This is a genomic window from Leptolyngbya sp. PL-A3, from assembly GCF_039962325.1.
Classification (GTDB): Bacteria; Cyanobacteriota; Cyanobacteriia; order Elainellales; family Elainellaceae; genus Vacuolonema.
In genome coordinates, this window is record NZ_JAMPLB010000001.1 from 415,861 (window position 1) to 437,934 (window position 22,074).

15 protein-coding genes and 1 pseudogene are annotated in these 22,074 nt (G+C 50.9%); 10 read left to right on the plus strand and 6 right to left on the minus strand.

All coding sequences use genetic code 11. The features are described 5' to 3' along the window. Positions 1-78 precede the first annotated feature (78 nt). Positions 79-1,353, plus strand: coding sequence for a DUF4912 domain-containing protein (locus NDI52_RS01745; protein WP_347280095.1), 1,275 nt, complete (start codon positions 79-81; stop codon positions 1,351-1,353). A gap of 95 nt (positions 1,354-1,448) precedes the next feature. Here the strand turns inward: NDI52_RS01745 and NDI52_RS01750 are convergent, their stop codons facing one another. The 3 genes from NDI52_RS01750 to NDI52_RS01760 form a co-directional block, all read right to left on the minus strand. Continuing rightward, positions 1,449-3,227, minus strand: coding sequence for a ribonuclease J (locus tag NDI52_RS01750; RefSeq protein WP_190774097.1), 1,779 nt, complete (start codon positions 3,225-3,227; stop codon positions 1,449-1,451). A 375-nt stretch (positions 3,228-3,602) separates the two neighbouring features. Next, complete coding sequence (dapA, locus tag NDI52_RS01755; protein ID WP_190774098.1) at positions 3,603-4,487, minus strand: 4-hydroxy-tetrahydrodipicolinate synthase; 885 nt, start codon at positions 4,485-4,487, stop codon at positions 3,603-3,605. A 90-nt stretch (positions 4,488-4,577) separates the two neighbouring features. Further along, on the minus strand, positions 4,578-5,645 hold the full coding sequence (locus NDI52_RS01760) for an aspartate-semialdehyde dehydrogenase (RefSeq protein WP_190774099.1): 1,068 nt from the start codon (positions 5,643-5,645) through the stop codon (positions 4,578-4,580). Between the two features lie 616 nt (positions 5,646-6,261). Here NDI52_RS01760 and tig point away from each other — a divergent pair. From tig to NDI52_RS01790, 6 genes and pseudogenes are all read left to right on the plus strand, one after another. Continuing rightward, positions 6,262-7,902, plus strand: coding sequence for a trigger factor (gene tig / locus NDI52_RS01765; RefSeq protein ID WP_190774100.1), 1,641 nt, complete (start codon positions 6,262-6,264; stop codon positions 7,900-7,902). 194 nt (positions 7,903-8,096) lie between these two features. Continuing rightward, a complete protein-coding gene (gene clpP / locus NDI52_RS01770; RefSeq protein ID WP_190774101.1) occupies positions 8,097-8,804 on the plus strand; it encodes an ATP-dependent Clp endopeptidase proteolytic subunit ClpP in 708 nt (235 codons plus the stop codon). Positions 8,805-8,817: 13 nt separating this feature from the next. Then, positions 8,818-10,152: an ATP-dependent protease ATP-binding subunit ClpX gene (gene clpX / locus NDI52_RS01775; RefSeq protein ID WP_190774102.1), complete on the plus strand. Its 1,335-nt coding sequence runs from the start codon at positions 8,818-8,820 to the stop codon at positions 10,150-10,152. Between the two features lie 547 nt (positions 10,153-10,699). Further along, positions 10,700-11,587, plus strand: a complete 888-nt coding sequence (locus tag NDI52_RS01780; RefSeq protein ID WP_190774103.1) for an alpha/beta hydrolase — start codon at positions 10,700-10,702, stop codon at positions 11,585-11,587. 258 nt (positions 11,588-11,845) lie between these two features. Next, positions 11,846-12,391, plus strand: a pseudogene (locus tag NDI52_RS01785) (peroxiredoxin family protein); the annotation flags it as partial. A gap of 124 nt (positions 12,392-12,515) precedes the next feature. Beyond that, positions 12,516-12,881 (plus strand): cupin domain-containing protein, encoded by a 366-nt coding sequence (locus NDI52_RS01790; protein ID WP_190774104.1) that lies wholly within the window; start codon positions 12,516-12,518, stop codon positions 12,879-12,881. 349 nt (positions 12,882-13,230) lie between these two features. Here NDI52_RS01790 and NDI52_RS01795 read toward each other — a convergent pair whose 3' ends face one another. Further along, positions 13,231-13,761: a hypothetical protein gene (locus NDI52_RS01795; RefSeq protein WP_190774105.1), complete on the minus strand. Its 531-nt coding sequence runs from the start codon at positions 13,759-13,761 to the stop codon at positions 13,231-13,233. A gap of 1,592 nt (positions 13,762-15,353) precedes the next feature. On the opposite strand from NDI52_RS01795, the gene NDI52_RS01800 reads away from it, so the two are divergent. From NDI52_RS01800 to NDI52_RS01810, 3 genes are all read left to right on the plus strand, one after another. Continuing rightward, positions 15,354-16,655: a glycosyltransferase gene (locus NDI52_RS01800; protein ID WP_190774106.1), complete on the plus strand. Its 1,302-nt coding sequence runs from the start codon at positions 15,354-15,356 to the stop codon at positions 16,653-16,655. 9 nt (positions 16,656-16,664) lie between these two features. Further along, positions 16,665-17,768 (plus strand): glycosyltransferase, encoded by a 1,104-nt coding sequence (locus NDI52_RS01805; protein ID WP_242036030.1) that lies wholly within the window; start codon positions 16,665-16,667, stop codon positions 17,766-17,768. A 191-nt stretch (positions 17,769-17,959) separates the two neighbouring features. Then, positions 17,960-19,420: a lipopolysaccharide biosynthesis protein gene (locus NDI52_RS01810; RefSeq protein ID WP_190774107.1), complete on the plus strand. Its 1,461-nt coding sequence runs from the start codon at positions 17,960-17,962 to the stop codon at positions 19,418-19,420. A gap of 257 nt (positions 19,421-19,677) precedes the next feature. Here the strand turns inward: NDI52_RS01810 and NDI52_RS01815 are convergent, their stop codons facing one another. Together NDI52_RS01815 and NDI52_RS01820 are read right to left on the minus strand one after the other, a co-directional pair. Beyond that, the gene (locus NDI52_RS01815; protein WP_242036031.1) at positions 19,678-21,168 is read right to left on the minus strand and encodes an aminobutyraldehyde dehydrogenase; all 1,491 of its coding nucleotides are present in this window, start codon (positions 21,166-21,168) and stop codon (positions 19,678-19,680) included. Positions 21,169-21,371: 203 nt separating this feature from the next. Next, positions 21,372-21,929 carry a sugar O-acetyltransferase gene (locus NDI52_RS01820; RefSeq protein WP_190774108.1) on the minus strand — a complete coding sequence of 186 codons (558 nt, stop codon included), beginning with the start codon at positions 21,927-21,929 and terminating at the stop codon, positions 21,372-21,374. Positions 21,930-22,074 lie beyond the last annotated feature (145 nt).

A 22,074-nucleotide genomic window follows, 5' to 3' on the forward strand; every position in this document is an offset into this window, starting at 1 on the left:
GTTAACATCCCTGTTGATGCCGGAAGTGGCCTGGGAGCCGCTGTCGCTGGCATGGGTGCTGTGGCTGGAACGGCCCTTGTGGGTGGGGCTGTTGCCCGTGCATCCGATCGCGCGTCTGAGGAGCCCGATACTGACCCTCAATCGACTGTAGAAGCCGCTAAATACGATGTCGGCCAGACAGATTTGTCGGCCGAAGCTTTAGCAGATGTAGACGCTGGGTTAGCGGGCTTACCCGATGGTTATGAGGAGAGCCGTATCGTGCTATTACCTCGTGACCCCCAATGGGCCTACGCATACTGGGACACTCCCAATAGCCATAAAGAAGAATTGCGCCGTCAGGGTGGTGAACGCCTAGCCCTGCGTCTTTACGATGTCACAGATATTGGCGACCTGGAGCAAGAGCGTCCTCACAGCTTGCTGGAGTACGACTGCGACGAATTAGCACAGGATTGGTATCTGGGGATTCCGGTGAGCGATCGCGACTATTTAGTCGAAATTGGTTACCTCACTGCAGAAGGCTACTGGCTGATGCTGGCCCGCTCCAACCGAATTCGTGTTGCCCCTATCTACCCCTCCGACTGGTATGAAGAGCACTTTCTCTCAGTCGACTGGGACGAGGAATTATCGGGCAAGACGCTGTATCCCTTGAAGAGTCCGGGACGTACCAGCGAAACTAATCCCCTCTACACTCAGATCTTTGACAAGGCACAATCCGCTGAAGCCGATCGCGTAGCAGGCTCCCTATTTGGCTCCATGCACCAGGTGCCCAGCTCCCTGTACGGCTCGGCCCAAATGGCGTCTGGGCAGGCGATCGAATCCTTCCCTATAAGCTCGTTCGAACTCCAATCCTCTGTTAGCTCCTTCTCTGTTCCGTCGGTGGTCGGCTCCTACATTAGTCAATCCGCGATTAGCTCCTATGCACTTCAAGCTGGCCTCAGCTCCTATGCACTCCAGTCTGGGGTGAGTTCTTACATTACCCAATCGGGTGTTGGCATGGGTATGGGAGCCGTTCCCACCTTCTCAGGTGTTGGCATGGGGTCAGGTGTTGGTTTCTTTGCCTCAATGCCGCCTATCCGGGCTCGCAAATTTTGGCTCATCGCCGATGCTGAACTGATTGTTTACGGTGCAACCGAGCCCGATGCCACGGTCTACATCAACGGCGAACCGATTCAACTTAACCCTGATGGCACCTTCCGCTTCCACATGTCCTTCCAGGACGGTCTCATTGACTTCCCCATCCTGGCGGTTGCGGCTGATGGCGAACAGACCCGCGCTATGCATATGAAATTCAACCGCGAAACTCCCTACCGGTACACCAACACGAGAGACGAAGCGGCCGAAGAACCGTTTTAAGGGGCGATCGCCCACCCACAACAAAAAAGGGTTTGGCAATGCCAAACCCTTTTTCTTGTCGATTTTTCTCGCCCATAGTGCGAGAAAAATCAACGTTAAGATGCAACTTGAGCCGGTTCGAGCGATCGCCGCCCGCCCTTACCGTTTGTCGTCGCTGCAGGCATTTCCGTCGGGGTTTGTAGCAGGAACACCAGCAAAGGATTCCCCTGCAACTCTCGACGCATTAACCGACGCAACTCGGTTTCGAGATGCGCTTGTAATCGAGCCCAATCTATGTCGCTGCTACCGTTGCCAAAGTTGGGAGCAAATTCGGGCCAGCGATCGCGCAACGAAGTCTCCAATGTCCGCTCGACGGACTGTTGCAGGTGTGCCCGATCCAGTGTCGTCACCACACCCCGCAGGTGTAGCTCCGGACGCGCAATCAGCTTGCCTTCAGTCCCAACGGTTGCCGCAATGGTAATCACACCATCACCAGCCAGGTGTTGCCGCTCCTTCAGAATGCGCTCATGCACCACACCAGAACGGGAAGAATCGACTAGCTCAATACCCGAAGGCACCTTACCCGCTTTCTGAAGGCTATCGGGGGTAAGTTCAACCACATCACCGTTGTCGATGATCACCATGTTCTCGGCAGGAACACCCATGCTCTGAGCTGTCTGCGCGTGCTTCACGAGCATCCGGTGCTCCCCGTGGACGGGGAGGAAGAACTTAGGCTTGGTCAGAGCCAGCATTAACTTCTGGTCTTCTTGCGCGCCGTGACCGGAAACGTGAATACCCCGCTCACGACCGTAGATCACCTTAGCGCCCAGCATCATTAGCTTGTCGATGGTATTAACGACTGCGATCGTGTTGCCGGGAATAGGGTTAGCTGAAAAGACAACAGTGTCGCCCTTCTTAATCTGGATCTGCTTGTGAGATTCGTTGGCGATACGAGTCAACGCTGCCATCGGCTCACCTTGCGAACCTGTCGTGAGAATCAGCACCTCCGGGTCAGGGAGGCGATTCACAGCATTCAGTGGCACAAACAGGTCGTCTTCGCACTTGATGTAACCTAAAGTCCGGGCATGGGCAATCACGTTCAGCATGGAACGACCCACCACGGCGACCTTCCGTTTGTGCTTCCTCGCCAACTCCAGAATCATGTTGACGCGATGCACGGAGGACGCAAAGGTCGTCACCAGCAGACGGCCATCTGCCTCTGCAAAGGTGCGATCCAGGTTGGGGAAAACCGAGCGCTCGGAAGGTGTATGCCCTGGAACTTCTGAGTTGGTCGAGTCGCTAATGAGACACAGCACACCCCGTTCGCCGTGGTCGGCCATGCGCTGGATGTCGAAGAACTCGCCATCCACAGGGGTGAAGTCAAACTTAAAGTCTCCGGTGTGAATCACCAGACCCACAGGGGTATGGATCGCTACAGAGAAGCTATCGGCAATCGAGTGGGTGTTGCGGATGTACTCCACCAGGAAGTATTTGCCGATGCGAACAACTTCACGGGGGCGAACGGTACGCAATTCGGTGCGGTCAACAACACCCGCTTCTTCTAGCTTGTCATGTAACAGGGCCATGGCCAACCGGGGGCCATACATCACCGGAATATCAAACTGCCGCAGGTGAAAAGGAATCCCGCCGATATGGTCTTCATGACCGTGGGTGACGATCATGCCTTTGACTTTCTCGCGATTGTCCCGCAGATAGGTCGTGTCAGGCAGCACGATATTGACGCCGTGCATACCATCTGTGGGAAACGCTAAACCTGCATCAAGCAAGATGATCTCGTCATCGTACTCAAACACACAGGTGTTCTTACCAATTTCATGCAGGCCCCCGAGGGGGATGATTTTCAGCGGAGAATTTGATCCGTTTTTTGTAGTCATGTAACTCCTAAACTAAACATTCGGTCAGCAAGGTCAAGATGAAAAGCTTTTAGATGTGAGGCAAGGATGGGTCTGCGAAGCTTCTGAAGCGCAGCAACAGACTCATTCCTCAGCTCGACTAGGAAGGTGCTTGAAAGGTGAATTGTGCGTGTCAAAAGCCAACTCGTTGCGGAGCTTTGCAAACATCCTCTCAGGCATGGAAGGTAATCAAAACGGGCATTGAAATAGGGAGTATGGGATTACGTCATAGCAAAGGATGGTAGACAGATGTTTATGGACGAGGGAGAGTGCGATCGCCAAAGCCAAAAGATCAATATTCAGTTTTCAGAAAACTTGCGGTGTAAATACCGCTTGCTTTACCCTTGCAGGTCAAGGTTAAAGGAGGCCCAACTCTTCCATCACGGGCCGTAAGGTTGCCTCAACAGGGCCAAGGGCATCATACAGGGGCAGGCGCGTTTGCCCAACCTGCCAACCCTGTAGAACAAGAGCCAGTTTCACAGGAATTGGATTTGCCGTAACGAACAAGGCTTTGAACAAAGGTAGAAGCTTCCGATGCGTTTGTTCTGCGGCCTGTACGTCACCTTTTTCGAAACTTTGCACCATCGACTGGATGTCGTTTCCTACCAGGTGGCTGGCTACACTGACCACTCCTGTCGCTCCTACTGCCAACATGGGTAATGTTAAAGAATCATCACCAGAGTAGATTTTGAAGTCGGGAGACGTGGAGTGTCGAATGAACCCTACTTGATCCAGGTTACCACTCGCTTCTTTAATTGCCACTATATTCGGAACTTCGGCTAACCGAACCACTGTATCCGGAGTCATGTTCTGACCCGTACGCCCAGGGATGTTATAGAGCATGATAGGGAAGTCAGGGCTGGCTTCTGCGATCGCCCGGAAATGGCGATACAACCCTTCCTGTGGGGGCTTGTTGTAGTAAGGAACAACCTGTAGCGAACCATCTAACCCTAGTTTAGCGGCTTTTTGGGTCGCATCGATGGCCTCTTCGGTAGAATTTGAGCCCGTTCCGGCAATGACTTTTGCTTTCCCGGCAACAGCCTTCTGAACCACCCCAAATAATTCGTACTCCTCATCCCAACTTAAGGTGGGGGACTCCCCGGTGGTACCACAGACGACTAAGGTATCTGTACCCTGGTCGACCAGATGCGCTGCTAATTTCTCTGCCACAACATAATTCATACTGCCGTCTTCATTAAACGGCGTAATCATGGCAGTCAAGACACGTCCAAAAATACTCACTCGCCTCCTTCGCGCTTTGTATCAGAGAAGGACTAATTTTGCCGTAGGTATCACCGGGTTAAGTCAGGCAGAAGCCTGGCGAATTCTGCTTTAGACGCTGACAGAAGCCGCTGCTGAGGAGGCAGAACCTGCCCCGGTGGGTTTAACCCAATCTCGCTCGACCAGTAATTCCGCAATCTGCACAGCGTTGAGAGCTGCCCCTTTGCGAACCTGATCACCACACAGCCAGAGCTCTAAACCACCAGGATTGGAGAGGTCTTCGCGGATCCGACCGACCAAAACGGGGTCTTTGCCTGTGGCATCAATGGGCATGGGGAAATAGTTGGCTTGCCAGTCCTCGACCAACTGTACCCCTGGAGCAGACTTCAGGATCTCCCGTGCCTGATCCGGACTGAAGGGCTCTACAAATTCAAGATTGATGGCTTCCGAATGTGCCCGTAAGACGGGAACCCGTACGCAGGTGGCTGACACGCGTAGGTCAGGAACCCCGAAAATCTTGCGGGTTTCGTTCACCATTTTCATTTCTTCCTCACAGTAGCCCTGGTTGTTGATGGGCGTATTGTGGGGGAACAGGTTAAACGCCAGAGGATAAGGGAAAGATTCGGTGGGTGGCTCGGTGCCATTGAGAATGGCCTGAGCCTGCACTTTAACCTCCTCCATAGCCCGTGCACCAGCGCCGCTGGCTGATTGGTAGGTGGCAGCGACGATGCGCTTCACGGGCGTTACCTGATGCAATGGGTAAACGGCCACATTCATCAAGATGGTAGTGCAGTTGGGGTTGGCAATGATGCCCTGGTGCTGGGATGCGGCTTGCGGGTTTACTTCCGGCACGACCAGCGGCACGTTCGGGTCCATACGAAAGGCGCTAGAGTTGTCGATCATCACAGCTCCAGCGGCCACGATCTTCGGAGCCCAGGCTTTGGACTGAGAGCCACCTGCTGAGGCCAGCACGATGTCGATATCATCGAAGGAGCGATCGCTCACCGCTTCGATCGTCAGGGTTTCTCCCTGAAACTGAACGGTTTTCCCAGCAGAACGCTCTGAGGCCAATAGCTTCAGTTCAGATAGCGGAAATTGACGCTCGGCCAAAAGTTCCAATAATTCAGTGCCAACGGCACCTGTGGCACCCAAAATAGCAACTCGATACGACTGAGGCAAAGTCTAACGTCCTCCCACGACGGTAATGGTGTTGATGGTGTGTTGGAAAGGTGTTCTGACTGCTGCCAGAACCGAACGGTTAAGAGTGATCTGAAATGCTTCTCGGTGGTTTTCTTTAATTTGTTAAGTTCTTTTAAGCCTTACTGCTTCTGTAAGCCCCACGAGCCGGGGCGAATTCAGGTATATCGCATAAAGATTGACTGATCATAACGGAGTTTTGCGAGATCACAAAGCTTAATTTGATGGGGGCTTTGATAGCGGAAGTGGAAGTGGAGGCCGAAAACGCGTTTGAAACGTTTTTGCACTCCTTAAGAAAATCAACGGTTCAAACGATATTGCGTGATTGGGTGAGAGGCTTGAAAGATCTGTTCCAAGAAGTCTACGAGGAAACGGGCGAGCTAAGCCATACATTTGTGGCCTAAATCAACAATTTTTATTGTGGAACCCAAAATTTAGTTTTTCGCATGGTCGGGTATCCACAACCCAGCGAACCGCAACCTTTAGTCGTAGCTGAAGAACCTGAGTGGTGGATTCACACCTGTTCAGAATCAGTTACTATAGCTAATTGCGGCATTGCACTCCAGGCACAGCCCATTGACGTGACACGAGAAGATTCATGAAAGTTACCCAGGAAAAATTACCGGCCAGTCGGATTGGTTTAGAAATTGAAGTCACGCCTGAGATGTCGAAGCAGGTGTATGACAAGACGCTGCAAAAGTTTGCCCGTAGTGCCAACATTCCTGGGTTCCGCAAAGGGAAGGTGCCTACTAAGATCCTCACCAGCCAGTATGGTCGAAGCCTCAAGGCCGCTGCCCTGGAAGAGTTGATCGACTCCAGCATTAAGCAGGCGATCGAGCAAGAGAAGATTGACGCGCTCGGTAATATTGAGTTGCGATCGCCCTTTGAGCAACTGCTTGAGCAGTTTGAGCCTGGAACGGTTGTCACCATCTCTGCGGCCCTGGATGTTCCTCCTGATGCCAACCTGACCCAATACACTGGGTTATCGGTGCAGGCGGAGGAGATTCCCTACGATGCCAGTCGGGTTGATGAAGTATTGGAGGGCTATCGCGATCGCCTTGCTACCCGCGTGCCTGTCGAAGGCCGTCCCGCTCAGGAGAAAGACCTGGCGGTGGTTGACTTCAACGGCCGTTTGGTCAGTGAAGGCGATGAAGAAGTGGCTGAGATCCCAGGTGGTAGCGCTACTGACTTCGAGTTGGAATTGTCCGAGGGTCGCTTTATCCCCGGCTTTATCGATGGCATCATTGGCATGAACGTTGGGGAAACCAAGGAAGTCAATGCTACCTTCCCCGACCCCTACATGCAAGCGGATCTGGCTGGTAAGCCTGCCGTCTTTACAGTCACCTTGAAGGAAATCAAAGAGAAAGAGCTGCCCGAACTGGATGACGATTTTGCTCAAGAAGTGAGCGAATTTGAAACCCTGGAAGCTCTGCGTGAGTCTCTTGATACCCGCTTTAAGAAAGAAGCGGAAGATAAGACCCGCCAGAACAAGCAGCAGGCCTTCCTGGACGAGCTGGTGAAGCACTTGGAAGTGGATCTGCCCGAGTCTCTGATTCGGCGGGAAGTGGACTACATGATCACCCAGACTGCCATGCAGTTGGAGCAGCAAGGGATGGACATCAAGAAGATGTTCAGCGCTGAGGTGATTAATAGCTTGCGCGATCGCACCCGCCCTGAGGCAATTACCCGCATCCAGCGCACCATGGCTCTGGGCGAAATTGCCAAGAAAGAATCCATTAAGGTCGAGGAATCCGAACTGGAAGCCAAGATTACCGAAGTTTTGGCAGATATTGGTGATGATGCAAACATCGACCGTAAACGTCTGCGGGAAGTTCTCGACGAAGATTTGCTGAAAGAAAAGATCTTTGACTGGTTGGAAGCGAACAATACGCTGGAGCTGGTACCTGAAGGTACGCTGACCAAAGAAACCCCGACTGAAGAAGCGGTCGAGGAGCTCGAACCAGCTAGCAGCCAGACTATTGATGTCGAAGCGGTAGCCACTGTCGAAGCAGAGGATGCTCCCGCAGAAGCGGAAGTCGCTGAAGAGTCGGCTAAAGCAACGAAGGGCAAGTCTTCTCGTTCCAAGAAAGCCAGCAAGACCGATGCCGAGGCGGAGGTAGCTGAGGAAGCAGAGGCTTCTGACGAAGGAGAGGAAGCTAAGAAAAAGGCTACAGCCAAGAAGAAAACCACCCGCAAGGCCAAGGCTGACGATGCTGAGGCAGAGGATGCAGATGCCTAAAAGCTAATTTGTGGTGCATGTAGTACACCACAAATTGCTGCTCTCAGGCCGTTTCGGGCTCGTATTTGGCCCGACGACTATTGAGTAATTCTTGAGGAAGCCACCAGTCTCAAATGAGTTGAGGCATAATGTGCAGTAGGCTCGTTGCTGGTGGTTACTTGCATCTTGGCCGGAGTTATTACGGTTTTGTTGATATGGTTTTCTCCCAATCTCCACAATTTGCTCCCTGGAGCCTAAACGTGTCTGATCTCCAATCCACCGCGAATACGGCTGCTCAGCCTCGCAACATGATTCCCATGGTAATTGAGCAGTCTGGTCGAGGAGAGCGGGCCTTTGACATCTACTCACGGCTACTCCGGGAGCGCATTGTTTTCCTGGGAACCCCTGTGGACGACAATGTGGCCGACTCCATCGTGGCGCAACTGCTCTATCTGGATGCTGAAGATCCTGAGAAGGATATTCAGCTCTACATCAACTCGCCCGGCGGTTCCGTAACTGCGGGTATGGCAATCTACGACACCATGCAGCAGGTTCGCCCTGATGTTGTAACCATTTGTTATGGTTTGGCAGCAAGTATGGGTGCCTTTTTGCTGGCCGGTGGTGCAGCCGGAAAACGGCTCTCTCTGCCGAGTTCACGCATTATGATTCACCAGCCATTGGGTGGTGCTCAAGGGCAAGCGGTAGATATTGAAATTCAAGCCCGAGAAATTCTGTATCATAAGCGGAAGCTCAATGAATTGCTGGCTCACCATACCAGGCAGCCTATGGAGCGAATCGAGACCGATACGGAGCGGGACTTCTTCATGTCTGCTGAAGAGGCTAAAAATTACGGTCTGATTGATCAAGTGATCACCCGGCAGGAACTTTCCGCCGGACGATCTGCCGTCACCACAAGTAACTGAGGGGCGACTGGACATGTCAAAGTATGACTCTCATCTCAAATGTTCCTTTTGTGGTAAATCCCAGGAACAAGTGCGCAAACTGATTGCAGGGCCTGGGGTCTATATTTGTGATGAGTGTGTCGATCTTTGCAATGAAATCCTCGATGAGGAGCTGTTTGACTCTGGGGCTACAGTACCCCAGTCAGCTCCTCGTCGTGAGCCACAGCCAGAGAAGCGCCCATCGCGCTCAACCCGGCTGTCGCTGAATCAAATTCCGAAGCCTCGGGAGATTAAAAAGCACCTGGATGACCATGTGATTGGTCAGGAAGGAGCAAAGAAAATTCTTTCCGTGGCCGTCTACAACCACTACAAGCGGCTGAACTTTGTTCAGAACAAGGCTAACGGCAAGCTTGACGATTCTGTTGAGCTGCAAAAGTCTAACATTCTGCTGATTGGGCCGACGGGTTGTGGTAAGACACTGCTGGCTCAAACCCTAGCGGAAATGCTGGATGTGCCCTTTGCTGTAGCGGATGCGACGACTTTGACGGAAGCAGGCTACGTGGGCGAGGACGTCGAGAACATTCTGCTGCGGCTGTTGCAGGTGGCAGATCTCGATGTGGAAGAGGCTCAGCGCGGCATCATCTACATTGACGAAATCGACAAGATTGCTCGCAAGAGTGAGAACCCCTCGATTACTCGCGATGTTTCAGGTGAAGGCGTTCAGCAAGCGCTGCTGAAGATGCTGGAAGGAACGGTTGCTAACGTGCCGCCCCAGGGAGGCCGGAAGCACCCCTATCAGGACTGCATTCAAATTGACACCAGCAATATTCTGTTTATTTGCGGTGGAGCGTTTGTGGGTCTGGACAAGATCATTGAGCAGCGGATCGGGAAGAAGAGCATGGGCTTTATCCAACCGGGGGATACCTCGAAGGAGAAGCGCACCGCTGATGTGCTGCGGTATATGGAACCCGATGACCTGGTGAAGTTTGGTATGATTCCGGAATTCATCGGTCGGGTACCTGTGATGGCAGGTGTGGATCCGCTGGATGAGGATGCTTTGGCGGCGATTCTGACGGAGCCGCGCAATGCGCTGGTGAAGCAGTATCAGAAGCTCATGAAGATGGACAATGTGAGTCTGGAGTTTCGGCCAGATGCGGTGCGGGCGATCGCCAAAGAAGCCTACCGTCGCAAAACGGGCGCACGGGCACTCCGCAGCATTGTCGAGGAAATGATGCTCGATGTAATGTACGAGTTGCCGTCGCGGAAGGATGTGACGCGCTGTACGATTACGCGAGAGATGGTTGAGAAGCGATCGACAGCAGAACTACTGTTGCATCCATCATCGATTCCGAAACCAGAATCGGCCTGATAAACTTAAAACAAAGAAAGGCGGACATTGTCCGCCTTTCTTTGTTTTGGCAATTGATTTCTCTGTCGAGTTTATTGGAAACGAGTTGTAGAGGCGGGTTTTGGTGCTATCCCTACAACACAGGCGAGAGTATCATTCAAACCTAGTAGGCTACGGCCCAAGTCCGTAACCTATTTTTCTGTGGGGGTGCTTCGCACCCCCACAGAAAAATAGGTTATATATTTATCCTCGGCGTACTAGCCTACGGGATGCGATCGCGAGGGTAAGTTTTGCCAGGTTGACGGCACCAGCAGGGATGGTCTGCTAAACCCACCCCTACTGAAGGTATTCGACTTCCTGCGCCAATTGTTGTGCGGCTTTGCCGTGAACGAGTCGTGCCCTCACCGGCTTATGTAGAAGACCTATCGAATTAACAAAGGGCTTTATCAGAACTCTTAATACTTCATGGAGGGGGACGCAAATTCGGCAGGTCGTTGGTATTTTTAGGGGTATGTCTGAGTCCAGATGGATTTGGCAAGTTTGATGTTTCGTAAAACGAATATTGACAATGCCTTTTATTGATGTTCGTGGGGTATCACATTATTACGAATGGATCAGTGAAACGCCGGTTTCCTATCCGTTTCAGCCCAGTAAGCCAGTGATGGTGTTTGTGCATGGGTGGGGTGGTTCTGATCGCTATTGGGAATCTACAGCGCGGACGATCGCTCCCCAGTTCGACAGTCTCCTCTACGACATGCGGGGATTTGGGCGATCGCCCCTACCCAAACCTGTTCCCGATGCTGTCTCCGCCATTGGCTACGAGTTGGAAACCTATGCCGACGATCTGGTGCTGTTGCTTGATGCGTTAGGTGTACATCAAAAAATTTATTTGAATGCTCACTCTACTGGGGCATCGGTAGGGGTGTTGTTTTTGAATCGGCATGGCGATCGCGTCGAGCGGGGCATTCTTACCTGTAATGGGATTTTTGACTACGACCCGGCAGCGTTTGCAGCGTTTTATAAGTTTGGTGGATACGTGGTGGCGGTTCGGCCCAAGTGGTTGTCGGCTATTCCCCTAGTCGATCGCATCTTTATGGCCCGTTTTCTGAAGCGGCCAATTCCGGCGCACGATCGCAAAGCGTTTTTAGAAGATTTTCTCATGGCGGATTATGAGGCGGCTTTGGGGACTATTTTCACCGCTGTTTCAGAGAGAGCAGTGGAGGAAATGCCTAAGGAATTTGCCAAAATTCCAGTGCCAACGCTACTGGTATCAGGCGAGTATGACCAGATTATTCCGGCGGATATGGGCTCTCGTGCAGCAGCGTTGAACCCTTTAGTGGAACATGTGGTGATTGCTAATACGGCGCATTTTCCTATGCTGGAAGATCCGGAGACCTATTTGCATAGGGTGCAGGACTTTTTGCAAATGACCCCGTCTACGCCTCTCACAGCTTGATATAGAAAAATGTGTGGTTAGGTGGGTATGGAGGAGGCCCTTTGTGCACTTTTCATGCCATCTAACCACCCCAATTTTGACAGTTGGAATGTGAGGGACTTCGCCCGCTGCATTCCAACTGTCAAAATTGGGGTGATGAACTATTCGATCGTGTTTTTGTACGTGAAGCACACGAAAACACGACTTTTAAAACACGGCCTGGTAATAGCTATAGTTTATTGATAGGGAACAGAGGAGGACGCAGACGTGGTAACTGTTATGGATGTTGGCCGTTTATTTAATCGGCGTTTTTTCCGTAATCTGCTTCCATTTCCGGCTAGCAACCATTTTTTCCTGGGAAGTCTTGCACCGCCTTTTGAGTTGCTCGATGCTCAGACAGACCTGAGAATCCGATTGATGGATTGGGTCGGAACACGCCCTACAGATCCCCCTGTCCAGAAGCGGCCCGTGTTGCTCTATTTCACCCGCATTTTTAGTGAGAAGGTATACTGTCCGCTCTGCTATCCCCACATTATGGAACTGAATCAGCGCTATGAAGAATTTGCGCAGCGAGGGGCAGAGGTTTTTCTGATTACGAGTATAGACCTGCCACAAAGCAAAACTGTGGTGCGAGATTTAGGGTTAAAGATGCCGGTTTTAAGCGATCCAAGCTGTCGGATTTTTCGGCTCTATCAGGTTGGGCAGGCGTTAGGAGCTCCCCTACCGGCCCAATTTTGGATTGATGCGAAGGGACGGATTCGATTTCGTCATCTGTTTTCATTTTTGGAACCGAATGCCAGCGTGGATCGGTTGGTAGTGGCGCTTGACCGCATTCGTTCCGGGCGTCAACCGGAGCCTCAGTCTTCTGTTGCCCCTGTAAAATCTGACGTACCCATCAAATCTGATGATATAAAGGTGCCAGGTTCTACTGAAATGGGAGAGTTAGCGGATGTTGGTACGCAAGTTAATGGAGTGTGAGGAGTTTGTCGCAGGCGACCACACGCTGCTGCGAGAGCTGCTGCATCCAGACAAACAACCTCTGGCTTTGCGCTATAGCTTAGCCCATGCTACGGTGCCAGTGGGGCAAACCTCTACCCCTCATTCCCTAACCACTTCAGAAGTGTATTACATTCTCAGTGGTGTGGGGGATATGACGATTGATGGAGAAACGCAACGGGTGGAGCCAGGAGATGCAGTGTATATTCCACCGAATGCGAAACAGTTTATCCACAACTCAGGGTCAGAGCCGCTAGTGTTTATTTGTATGGTAGACCCGGCTTGGCGCAAAGAGGATGAAACTGTTTATGAGATCTAAAAACCTGGCGATCGCGCTACTGCCATAGAGCCTTGTGTTTTGCAATTCTCACAAGCTTTAAGTTATTACTTCAGCATTCAGGAAAAAGAATATTTGCTGCGTGATTGGAGAATTAATCCGACATGTTCTGGAATTTATTCCAGCAATCCATGCTTCTATAGTGCTGTTGTTTCTCAGAGTGTTTTATCTGATGTAGTTATGGATGAAATTTCTTGTAACCATACGCGTGAAGGAAATTGAAAGCTTTCATGATCAAACTCATTCCTACTTATATCCTTAATTATTGAATATTTCTTCTAATATCCCTAATTTTGTGTGTGGAGTGTATACGAAACTAACTAAAAAACTGTTATCCACCAAGGGTGATAATGGTAGGCCACGCCAATGTAAATAACATAATCAGATTGCAGGCCCAAAATGTGATCAAAATCCAGAGTAACCCTTGAAGGAGGCGATCGCCCGAATAACGTGCGGGCATATTGCGAATCTGCTCCCGTGCATGCCAGAGCTGCCACAGACGAAAGCAGGTGTAGAGGGTACCGATCAGGACAACAAGGCTGGAGAACCACGCACCAAATAACTGTTCGGATATTAATTGGGTTGCGATCGCTAAGAGATAAAAACCAAGAATTCTCCGCAGTTCTAAATTGCGAAACCAGAAGATGAAACCCATAGTGGGGAGGATAATGGTCAGGACGAGGGATAACGGAATCCATACGCGGATAAATCTTGTCCCTGCTTCGCTGAAGTTTAACTGTGGCTCAATGGGGAGCGCTTCGGCGGCGATCGCCCAGCCCGTTGCCAGAGTTAGTAAGGCGACAAACGCAGCGAATAGAAGCGTTATCGACCATGTAAAGGGTGTCGAGCGGCTAGCCAGCATAAGTAACTCCTTAGGTCATTTAGAAGTTGAGTGAATGTATATTCACCTCACTCAACTTACTAGGGCAATGTATGGACAAATGTGAGGAAGGCTGAACTCTCATCTGGTTTTACCGTGAAGGCTTCGGTGAAAGAATACCTCGTAGGAGAGATGCGTTTTAGAGTGAGTAAACTGAGCGGGATTCCAGAAAGACGTTTGTAGTACGTAACCTTGCTCTGGAGTATGAATGTCTATGCAATATCGGAATTGACAGTGCGTTTCTATCAGAAATTGGTTATGGGAGTTACAAGAGTAGAAGTGTTATACCCAATCAATGTGCAGCTTCCTATAAAGACGGTATTACATCGATTGCAGATTGAAGTGTGACGAAATCCTGAATGCTGGCAACACCCCGATGATTGCAGCGGTTCTCATTATGAGCTTCAAAGCCAAGATTGCGCGCCCATCGGGCGCGCAATCTTGGCTTTGAAACCCGAAAACCGCTTGCCGAAGGCAAGCGGTTTTCGGGCCTAATTCCATACTGAGAATTGCTGCGATGATTGGGTAGCGTTTGTATTATAGCGCTGTGCGGGTTGATTAAGTACGGTGGTGTAGGGCACGAAGTGCCCTACACCACTGTTGCTGTACTTAACGCACTTGCACATTGCTGATGTGCTTGCCGGAGCACAGGACAAAAAATAAAATTATTTCTAAAACCGAGTTTTTTGCTGTGAGAGTAAATATGCCACAACAAAAAAATCTCGGTTTTAGGACTCAGTCTACGCTGAGGTGTTTTACACAACACCCAATCAAAATATAGAGTCTTTGTGCAAGAAGCCGTAGTTCTAAAAGCGTCAGCTTTTAAGATTGAGTGCTACCGGTTTTCAATGCGGTAATGGTAGTGAATAAACGACCTCTACCATAACAGAATGAAGCTGAGTATAAATTCATGTTCTATGCATAAGGATAGATGATTATATGTAACTTTCGACGGATACGTTTCTGTTAGTATTTCAAGCTAATTAAGGCAGTTCATCGGCTTCATCGGTACTAAGTTTTGATTAGAATTGGAGGCCTAAATTATGAGAGCTGGTTTAACCTATTTTGACAATATAAAGGCTGGATTAATTTGAAGTTAGGGGCTATAAATTTAGATGTATTCACACTATGCCTTCGAAATTTCAGGGCGCATTTACTGTTTAGTCGTTTGTTATCGCGCTCTTTGAGCTGTAACGTCAGTTGATAACGGCTTCGTTGAGACCGTTCTGATGGGGCATCGTTCCATGCATCTATCTGCGCAAAAGCGCCTATGTATGGAGATTCGAAAATACTTTCGTTTGCCTTAACACCGCTTATTGCAAACACACACTCAAACTTTATCGATCCTCAAGTTCGTAGCTTCGCCAGTTCTTTAAGGCATAGATGCAGGCTTCTGCCCTGTGTCGCGATTGGGCATTGTCAAACAATGCTCTCCGTTTTGCACGGTTGCATCTCCCTAGCGATGCTCACGATGTTAATCGCGATCGCCCTTAGCAATGCCAGGGGTATTTACCAGCATCAGTAAGCGTGCAGAACGTTGATTTCAGGAATTTGGTCACGCATTAGGAGCAAATATGCGAGTTGCTTTTCTAGTTCATGACTTTCCCTCCCTGTCGGAAACGTTCATTATTAATCAGGCAACGGGTTTGATTGATCGAGGCCATGAGGTTGATATTTATACCAATCGCGTTCATCACAACGCTAAAATGCATCCGGATGTGATGAAGTATGGGCTGTTGGAGCGAACCCGCACGCTACTCCCGATACCATCCTCTCTCCTGATGCGAGTCCTGATTGGAATCAGCTTGTTTATTACGCACTTCTATCGGAATCCTGCACTGTTTTTGCGATCGCTCAACATTTTTCGCTACGGCCTGGGTGCTCTGGCTCTTCGACGTGTTTATGTAGCGGCTGTGTTGGCTGATAAACCTGCTTATGACATCGTACATTGCCAATTTGGTACGCAATGGTCAAACGGGATGACATTCTGTGAGTTGTTTCGGCCTAAGGCGAAGCTCATCGTAATGTTTCGAGGCTATGACATTAGCAGCTATGTTCAGGAGCGGGGTGAGCACATTTACGATGCCGTATTCCGAAAGGGGGATTTTTTCCTCGCAAACTGTGATTTTTTCCGACAACGGGCTATCAAATTAGGATGTGATTCTAACAAAATCGCGGTGCATCGTTCAGGCTTAGATTGTGGCAAGTTCCCGTATATTGCGCGGCATCCCCGCCCTGAACGTGGTGTTAGCATTGCTACCACTGGACGGTTGGTTGAGAAAAAGGGAATTGAGTACGTGATTCGGGCGATCGCCCAGCTCCTACCCATTTATCCCACGTTGCAATACAACATCATTGGGGATGGGATCTTAAAGCCCAAACTCCAGCAATTGATTGATGAATTGGAAGTGGGTCATGCAGTTCATCTATTGGGATGGAAAAATGAACAGGAAATCACTGAAATTCTCAAAGATACCGATGTGTTTGTGGCGCCCAGTGTCACGGCTGAGGATGGCAATCAAGATGCCCCAACCAATGTGTTGAAAGAAGCCATGGCAATGGGCCTACCCGTTATTGGTACCTGGCATGGGGGTATTCCTGAACTGGTTAAAGACGGGATCAATGGCTTTCTGGTGCCTGAACGAGATGTCGCTGCACTAGCCGATCGCCTGTCCTACCTGATTCAACACCCAGAATCTTGGGAACCTCTGGGCCGTTCCGGACGAGCCACTATCGAAACTCAGTACAACCTGGACACCCTGAATGAGCGATTAGTAGACCTCTATCAGGGCTTGCATTCTGCCACAGATGCGGCCCGAGTAACCCCACCCGTGTTTGCGACGAAACCGACGACTGCTCAAGCTCCGACAACGTGAGGAATTCTTATGACAACGCCATCTCCAATGATGCCATCGACGAATTCATCCACAACCCCAGTCACCATCGTGGTGGTTCCTCGGGAACGCTTCAGCTGTACGCAAGCTTCCCTGGAAAGCATTTTTGAACATACACCGCAGCCTTTTAATCTGGTATATGTAGATGGCAATTCTCCGGGCCATATCAAGCGCTATCTAGAAGAGCAGGCCCAGGCCCACCAATTCAAGCTAATTCGCACCGATCTCTATCTTTACCCCAACCAGGCCAGAAATTTGGGTCTGGAGCAGGTGACCACTCAGTACGTCGTGTTTATTGACAATGATGTCATTGTCTCTCCCGGCTGGTTAGATACCCTGGTGCAATGCGCCGAGGAAACCGGAGCCGCCGTGGTCGGCCCTCTTATGTGCCAGCACGAACCCATTCACGAAGAAATTCACTTTGCAGGGGGTGAGTCCCACGTTTGGGTTGATAAGACTGGGCGGCGGCGATTGCGCGAGAAGATGTACGACCAGGGCCATAAGGTGGTGGAGATGAGCGATCGCCTTCAACGCCAGGAGACAGAACTCGCAGAATTCCACTGCGTGCTGGTGCGGACTGAAATCTTCGATCGCGTCGGCTTCCTGGATGAGAAGATGCTCAACACCAAAGAGCACCTGGATTTCTGCATGACGGTACGGCAAGCCGGAGGCAAAGTGTTCTTTGAACCCGCTTGCATTGTCACCTACGTCCCCGGCCCGCCCCTGGAGAAGAGCGACTTGCATTACTACATGCTGCGCTGGAGCAATGCCTGGACACTGGCTAGCCTTAACCGCCTTCGGGAAAAGTGGGATTTAGCAGAAGACGGCTACTTCCAGAGTAAATACAAGAAATTGGGATGGCGACGCCATATCACCATCACCAAGCCCCTGGTGAACCGTCTAACCCTGGGCAAAGGCAATAATTTCCTCGCCCGTGCTCTGTCAAAGCTGGAACATAACCTCAACACCTATTTGACCGATCGCCACTCACATCTACAGCAGCGTTATGCTAACCTGCGCGCCACTCATTCGAAAGAAGCGGCCCCTGAGGTGCCAGTCTCACCCGCGACCCCTACCTTCAGCAAAACGGCTTGACCTTGTTGAGGTTAAAGAACCTGAGTTAAATAGCCTGTATACCTTGTGGGGTGGGGCTCTTGCCCTCCTGATCCAGTGGGAATATCCCACCCCACAATTACTTCCAAAATTTGAAGAGTTTGGGAAATGAACCTTTCAGGGGGCTGTTAAGAACCCAATCCCTATGCCCCTAATCACGAGTATGTACGGATATGAGCATTAAGCAGAAGGCAATTCAAGGTGTTGTTTGGTCAATTGTGCGGAACTGGGGAAGCCAGGCTGGCACATTAATTATCTTCTTCATCCTGGCCCGTCTGGTGGAGCCCCAAGATTTTGGCTTAATTGCGCTGGCCAATGTTTTCCTGGGCTTCATGCGGCTTTTTCTGGAACAGGGTTTTGGTCAAGCCATCATTCAGCGAGAGGACCTGGAACCGGAACACTTGAACACCGCTTTCTGGATCAATTTAGCTGTAGGCGTGCTGCTAGCCGCCATGGGATTTTCGGGCGCTGGGCTGGCAGCGAATGTCTTTGGTGAACCTGCTTTAACGCCGATTCTCCGATGTTTCTCGGTTCTATTTATTGTGTCTGCCCTGAACAAGGTGCAGCAATCCATTCTGGAGCGCAAGTTTCAGTACAAGACGATCGCCGCTCGCTGGCTTGTGGCTACTTTCGCTGGGGGAGCCATTGGTATTCTAATGGCGTGGCGCGGCTTCGGAGTTTGGAGCCTGGTAGCGCAGCAGATGGTCTATGAAGCCCTCGGTTCAATCACGTTATGGGTCTGTAGCGATTGGCGTCCGGGCTTTAAGGTGTCGGCCCGCCATTTTCACGATCTGTTCGGGATCGGGGTACACATTATGGGGTTCAACTTCCTCACTTTCTTCAACACCCGCATTAATGATTTCCTCGTAGGCTATTTTTTAGGAGCCACAGCACTTGGCTATTACACCGTTGCGTATAAAGTGCTCAACGTGATGACGCAGTTGTTGGTTAACACCACTCGAGACGTGGCACTGCCCACCTTCTCCCGATTGCAGTCTGACCCAGAGCGCTTCCGTCGAGCTTTTTACAAGGCGACGCAACTAACCAGTACGATTGCCTTTCCTACATTTTTGGGGATGGCAGTGCTGGCTCCAGAGCTGAATGTGCTGTTGTTTGGTGAGCAGTGGGCTCCCTCGATTCCATTAATGCGAATTCTGGCGTTTATGGGAGTCCTGCGAGCCATTACCTTCTTTAAGGGGTCTGTATTTGTGGCGATGGGCAAACCTGCCTGGTGGTTCTGGCTCAGTGTGTTGAATGCGACGTTGAATTTGGTTGGATTTGCGATCGCCCTCCCCTTCGGCATTATGGCTGTCACTGCTGCATCTGTTATTCGCGGCTACCTCGTCTTCCCCGTTGGACAATGGGCCGTTAGCAAGCTGATTCAAGAGCGTTTGTCGACATATCTCGGTACGTTTGTTGCTCCCGTGTCGAGTGCTGTGGTGATGGCAGGCGTCATTTTAATCGTAAGGGCTGCGCTCCAGGATGTTTTGAAGCCTCTGGAATTGTTAATTGTAGGGACTGCTATTGGCAGTCTTGTCTATGTCACCATGATTTATTTGATATCTCCCAAGTTGTTTACAGAACTGTTGGGCATTGCGCGGATGGTTGCTTCCCGCTCAAAAACTCAAAGCTAAATAGTTCACATATCAATACTCTGGACAGTTTTTCTGAAACCCTTGATTTTGCGTGCGCGAAGCGCACGCAAAATCAAGGGTTTCAGAAAAACTGTCCGAACTAATGACATATAGCAATGTGCAAGTGTGTTAAGTAGAGCAACGGTGGTGTGATGCACTTTGTCCCCCACGCCACCGTACGCAGTCAACGCGCACAGCGCTTAAAAAGAGAGGGTGAGTGCGCCGCACTCACCCTCTCTTTGATTATTTAGCTGTCACTAGGCATCTGCTTTACCAAAAGTGGTGAAATGCCAGCCCTTGCGCTGCTCGCCTGTAATGTCGAATACCACATGCTTCACAACAGTGAACTCCTCTAGAGCATAGTGGGACATGTCCTTACCCACACCGCTCATTTTGAAACCACCATGGGGCATTTCGCTGGCGATCGGCAGGTGATCATTCACCCACACCGTACCTGCTTGAATTGCCTTGGACATTCGCATCGCCCGTTGTACATTCAGCGTCCACACACTGCCGGCCAAGCCGTAGGGTGTATCGTTCGCCAACTGCATCGCCTCTTCTTCGGTTGAGAAGCGATTGACCGTAACCACGGGACCAAAGATTTCCTCACATACACAGCTAGCGGTGTGAGGCGGGTCTACCAAAATCGTTGGCGGGAAGTAATAACCCTCGCTGGGCACGCCTGAGCAAGTAATCACCTGAATGCCCTGCTGCTTGGCATCCTCCACATAACCCTTCACTTTATTCAGTTGAGCTTGGCTGGAGAGGGGGCCAATATCGGTGTTTTCGTCAAATGGATCACCCACAATTACCTGCTTTGATAACTCTGTGAAGCGGGCGAGGAATTGGTCATACACGGCATCCTGTACATAAATCCGGGTAGCCGCAGTGCAGTCCTGACCTGAGTTGACGTAAGCTCCAACTACGGCACCGTGAGCTGCGGCTTCAATATCCGCATCATCAAACACCACGAAGGGAGCTTTGCCACCCAGTTCCAGGGTGACGCGCTTGATCATGGGGCTGGCGAGTTCAGCAACCCGTTGTCCGGTGCGCGTGCTACCCGTAAAGGTGATCATGCCGATGTCGGGATGGGTGCAGATCGCTTCACCGACTTCAACACCGCCGGTCACGATATTGATCAACCCTTCAGGAAGCCCTGATTCGATAGCAATTTCTGCCAGCCGAATGGTGGTAATGGGGGTGTTAGGGGCGGGTTTGAGAACGACAGCATTACCAGCAGCGATCGCCGGGCCAATCTTCCACACCGCCATCATCAGCGGATAGTTCCAGGGCGTGATCGCACCCACTACGCCGATAGGCTCTCGCCGTATCATACTGGTGTAGCCACCCACATACTCGCCTGCTGCTGTCCCTTCCTGTCGCCGCGCTGCTGAGGCAAAGTAGCGAATGTTATCAATGGAGAAAGGAATATCTCCGTTAATCGTCAACTTGGTGGCTTTCCCGGCGTTCAGGCTCTCCAGCTGAGCCAGTTCGTCGGAATGCGCTTCCAGGGCGTCGGCAAGTTTCATCATGGCCGCGCAACGCTCACCATAGGACAGCGCCCCCCAGCCCACCTGAGCGGCCTTTGCCGCTTGCACGGCCCGGTCTACATCGGCTTTCGTTCCCAGGGCGACGGTGGCAAATACCTGGCCCGTTGCCGGATTGATGAGATCCTCGCTCCCGCTCGTAATCTTCTCGCCCCCAATAATCAGGGGGTAGTGAACCATCTTTTCCGTCGTAGAAACCATAGAACCTCTTGAAATTGAATCGCTTTAGAGTAGGGACTCTCTACAAAATCTGTTTAATCTATCGAATTTTTGTCGCGCGTTCTGTTCAAAGCCTAATACTTCAGACTGAGGATTGAGGGGCTAAAAGAGGGAAGGTTTAGGTTTTGTGACATTTGAAGCTATGGATGAAGCTAGGGATGTTGTCCTGTGAAGTAGAGGCAACATCAACCAATTTCCCGAACCACCCGGCAGGGATTCCCAACGGCAATGACCCCGGATGGGATCGATTTTGCAACAACGCTTCCTGCTCCAATGGTTGTATTGTCCCCAATAGTCACCCCTGGGCAAATGATGGCTCCGCCACCAATCCAAACATTTTTGCCAATTGTGATGGGAGCAGCTAACTCTAACCCCGTCGTTCGGGTAGCGGGATCTGTGGGGTGGTAAGCCGTGTAGATTTGTACGGCGGGTGCAATTAGGGTATTGGCACCAATGTGAATAGGGGCACAGTCGAGCAGGACGCAGTTGAAATTAAGGTAGACCCCATCCTCAAAATGAATGTTGATACCGTAATCACAATAGAAGGGTGGCTCAATCCACACGTTGTTACCGCAGTGACCCAGAAGTTGTTGCAGGAGGCTCGATCGCCCCTCTCCATCATCTGGCGAACTTAAGTTGTACTCATACATCAACCGTCGCGCATGGGTGCGCTCTGTCACTAACTCTGGGTCTGAGGCCAGGTAGAGTTCCCCAGCCAGCATCTTTTCCTTCTCAGTACTCATAGGTCTTTAAGGCGATCGCTTGGGTCATCAAACTAGTGGGTCATTTGACTCGAATATCGCCATTTTTTATAGGCGGCTGTCAAGATAGTAGGGAACCCTTGGGTGCCCTGCTATGACCCGTCGCCAAAAACATCCCCTGCGTGAT

What these genes read in the sequence shown, in the direction of transcription:
- NDI52_RS01800 (WP_190774106.1), top strand. Translation starts at nt 15,354, where the DNA reads ATGCGAGTTGCTTTTCTAGTTCATGACTTTCCCTCCCTGTCGGAAACG.
- NDI52_RS01790 (WP_190774104.1), top strand. Translation starts at nt 12,516, where the DNA reads ATGTTGGTACGCAAGTTAATGGAGTGTGAGGAGTTTGTCGCAGGCGAC.
- NDI52_RS01750 (WP_190774097.1), bottom strand. Translation starts at nt 3,227, where the DNA reads ATGACTACAAAAAACGGATCAAATTCTCCGCTGAAAATCATCCCCCTC.
- tig (WP_190774100.1), top strand. Translation starts at nt 6,262, where the DNA reads ATGAAAGTTACCCAGGAAAAATTACCGGCCAGTCGGATTGGTTTAGAA.
- NDI52_RS01815 (WP_242036031.1), bottom strand. Translation starts at nt 21,168, where the DNA reads ATGGTTTCTACGACGGAAAAGATGGTTCACTACCCCCTGATTATTGGG.
- clpX (WP_190774102.1), top strand. Translation starts at nt 8,818, where the DNA reads ATGTCAAAGTATGACTCTCATCTCAAATGTTCCTTTTGTGGTAAATCC.
- NDI52_RS01810 (WP_190774107.1), top strand. Translation starts at nt 17,960, where the DNA reads ATGAGCATTAAGCAGAAGGCAATTCAAGGTGTTGTTTGGTCAATTGTG.
- NDI52_RS01820 (WP_190774108.1), bottom strand. Translation starts at nt 21,929, where the DNA reads ATGAGTACTGAGAAGGAAAAGATGCTGGCTGGGGAACTCTACCTGGCC.
- clpP (WP_190774101.1), top strand. Translation starts at nt 8,097, where the DNA reads ATGGTTTTCTCCCAATCTCCACAATTTGCTCCCTGGAGCCTAAACGTG.
- NDI52_RS01795 (WP_190774105.1), bottom strand. Translation starts at nt 13,761, where the DNA reads ATGCTGGCTAGCCGCTCGACACCCTTTACATGGTCGATAACGCTTCTA.
- NDI52_RS01780 (WP_190774103.1), top strand. Translation starts at nt 10,700, where the DNA reads ATGCCTTTTATTGATGTTCGTGGGGTATCACATTATTACGAATGGATC.
- NDI52_RS01805 (WP_242036030.1), top strand. Translation starts at nt 16,665, where the DNA reads ATGACAACGCCATCTCCAATGATGCCATCGACGAATTCATCCACAACC.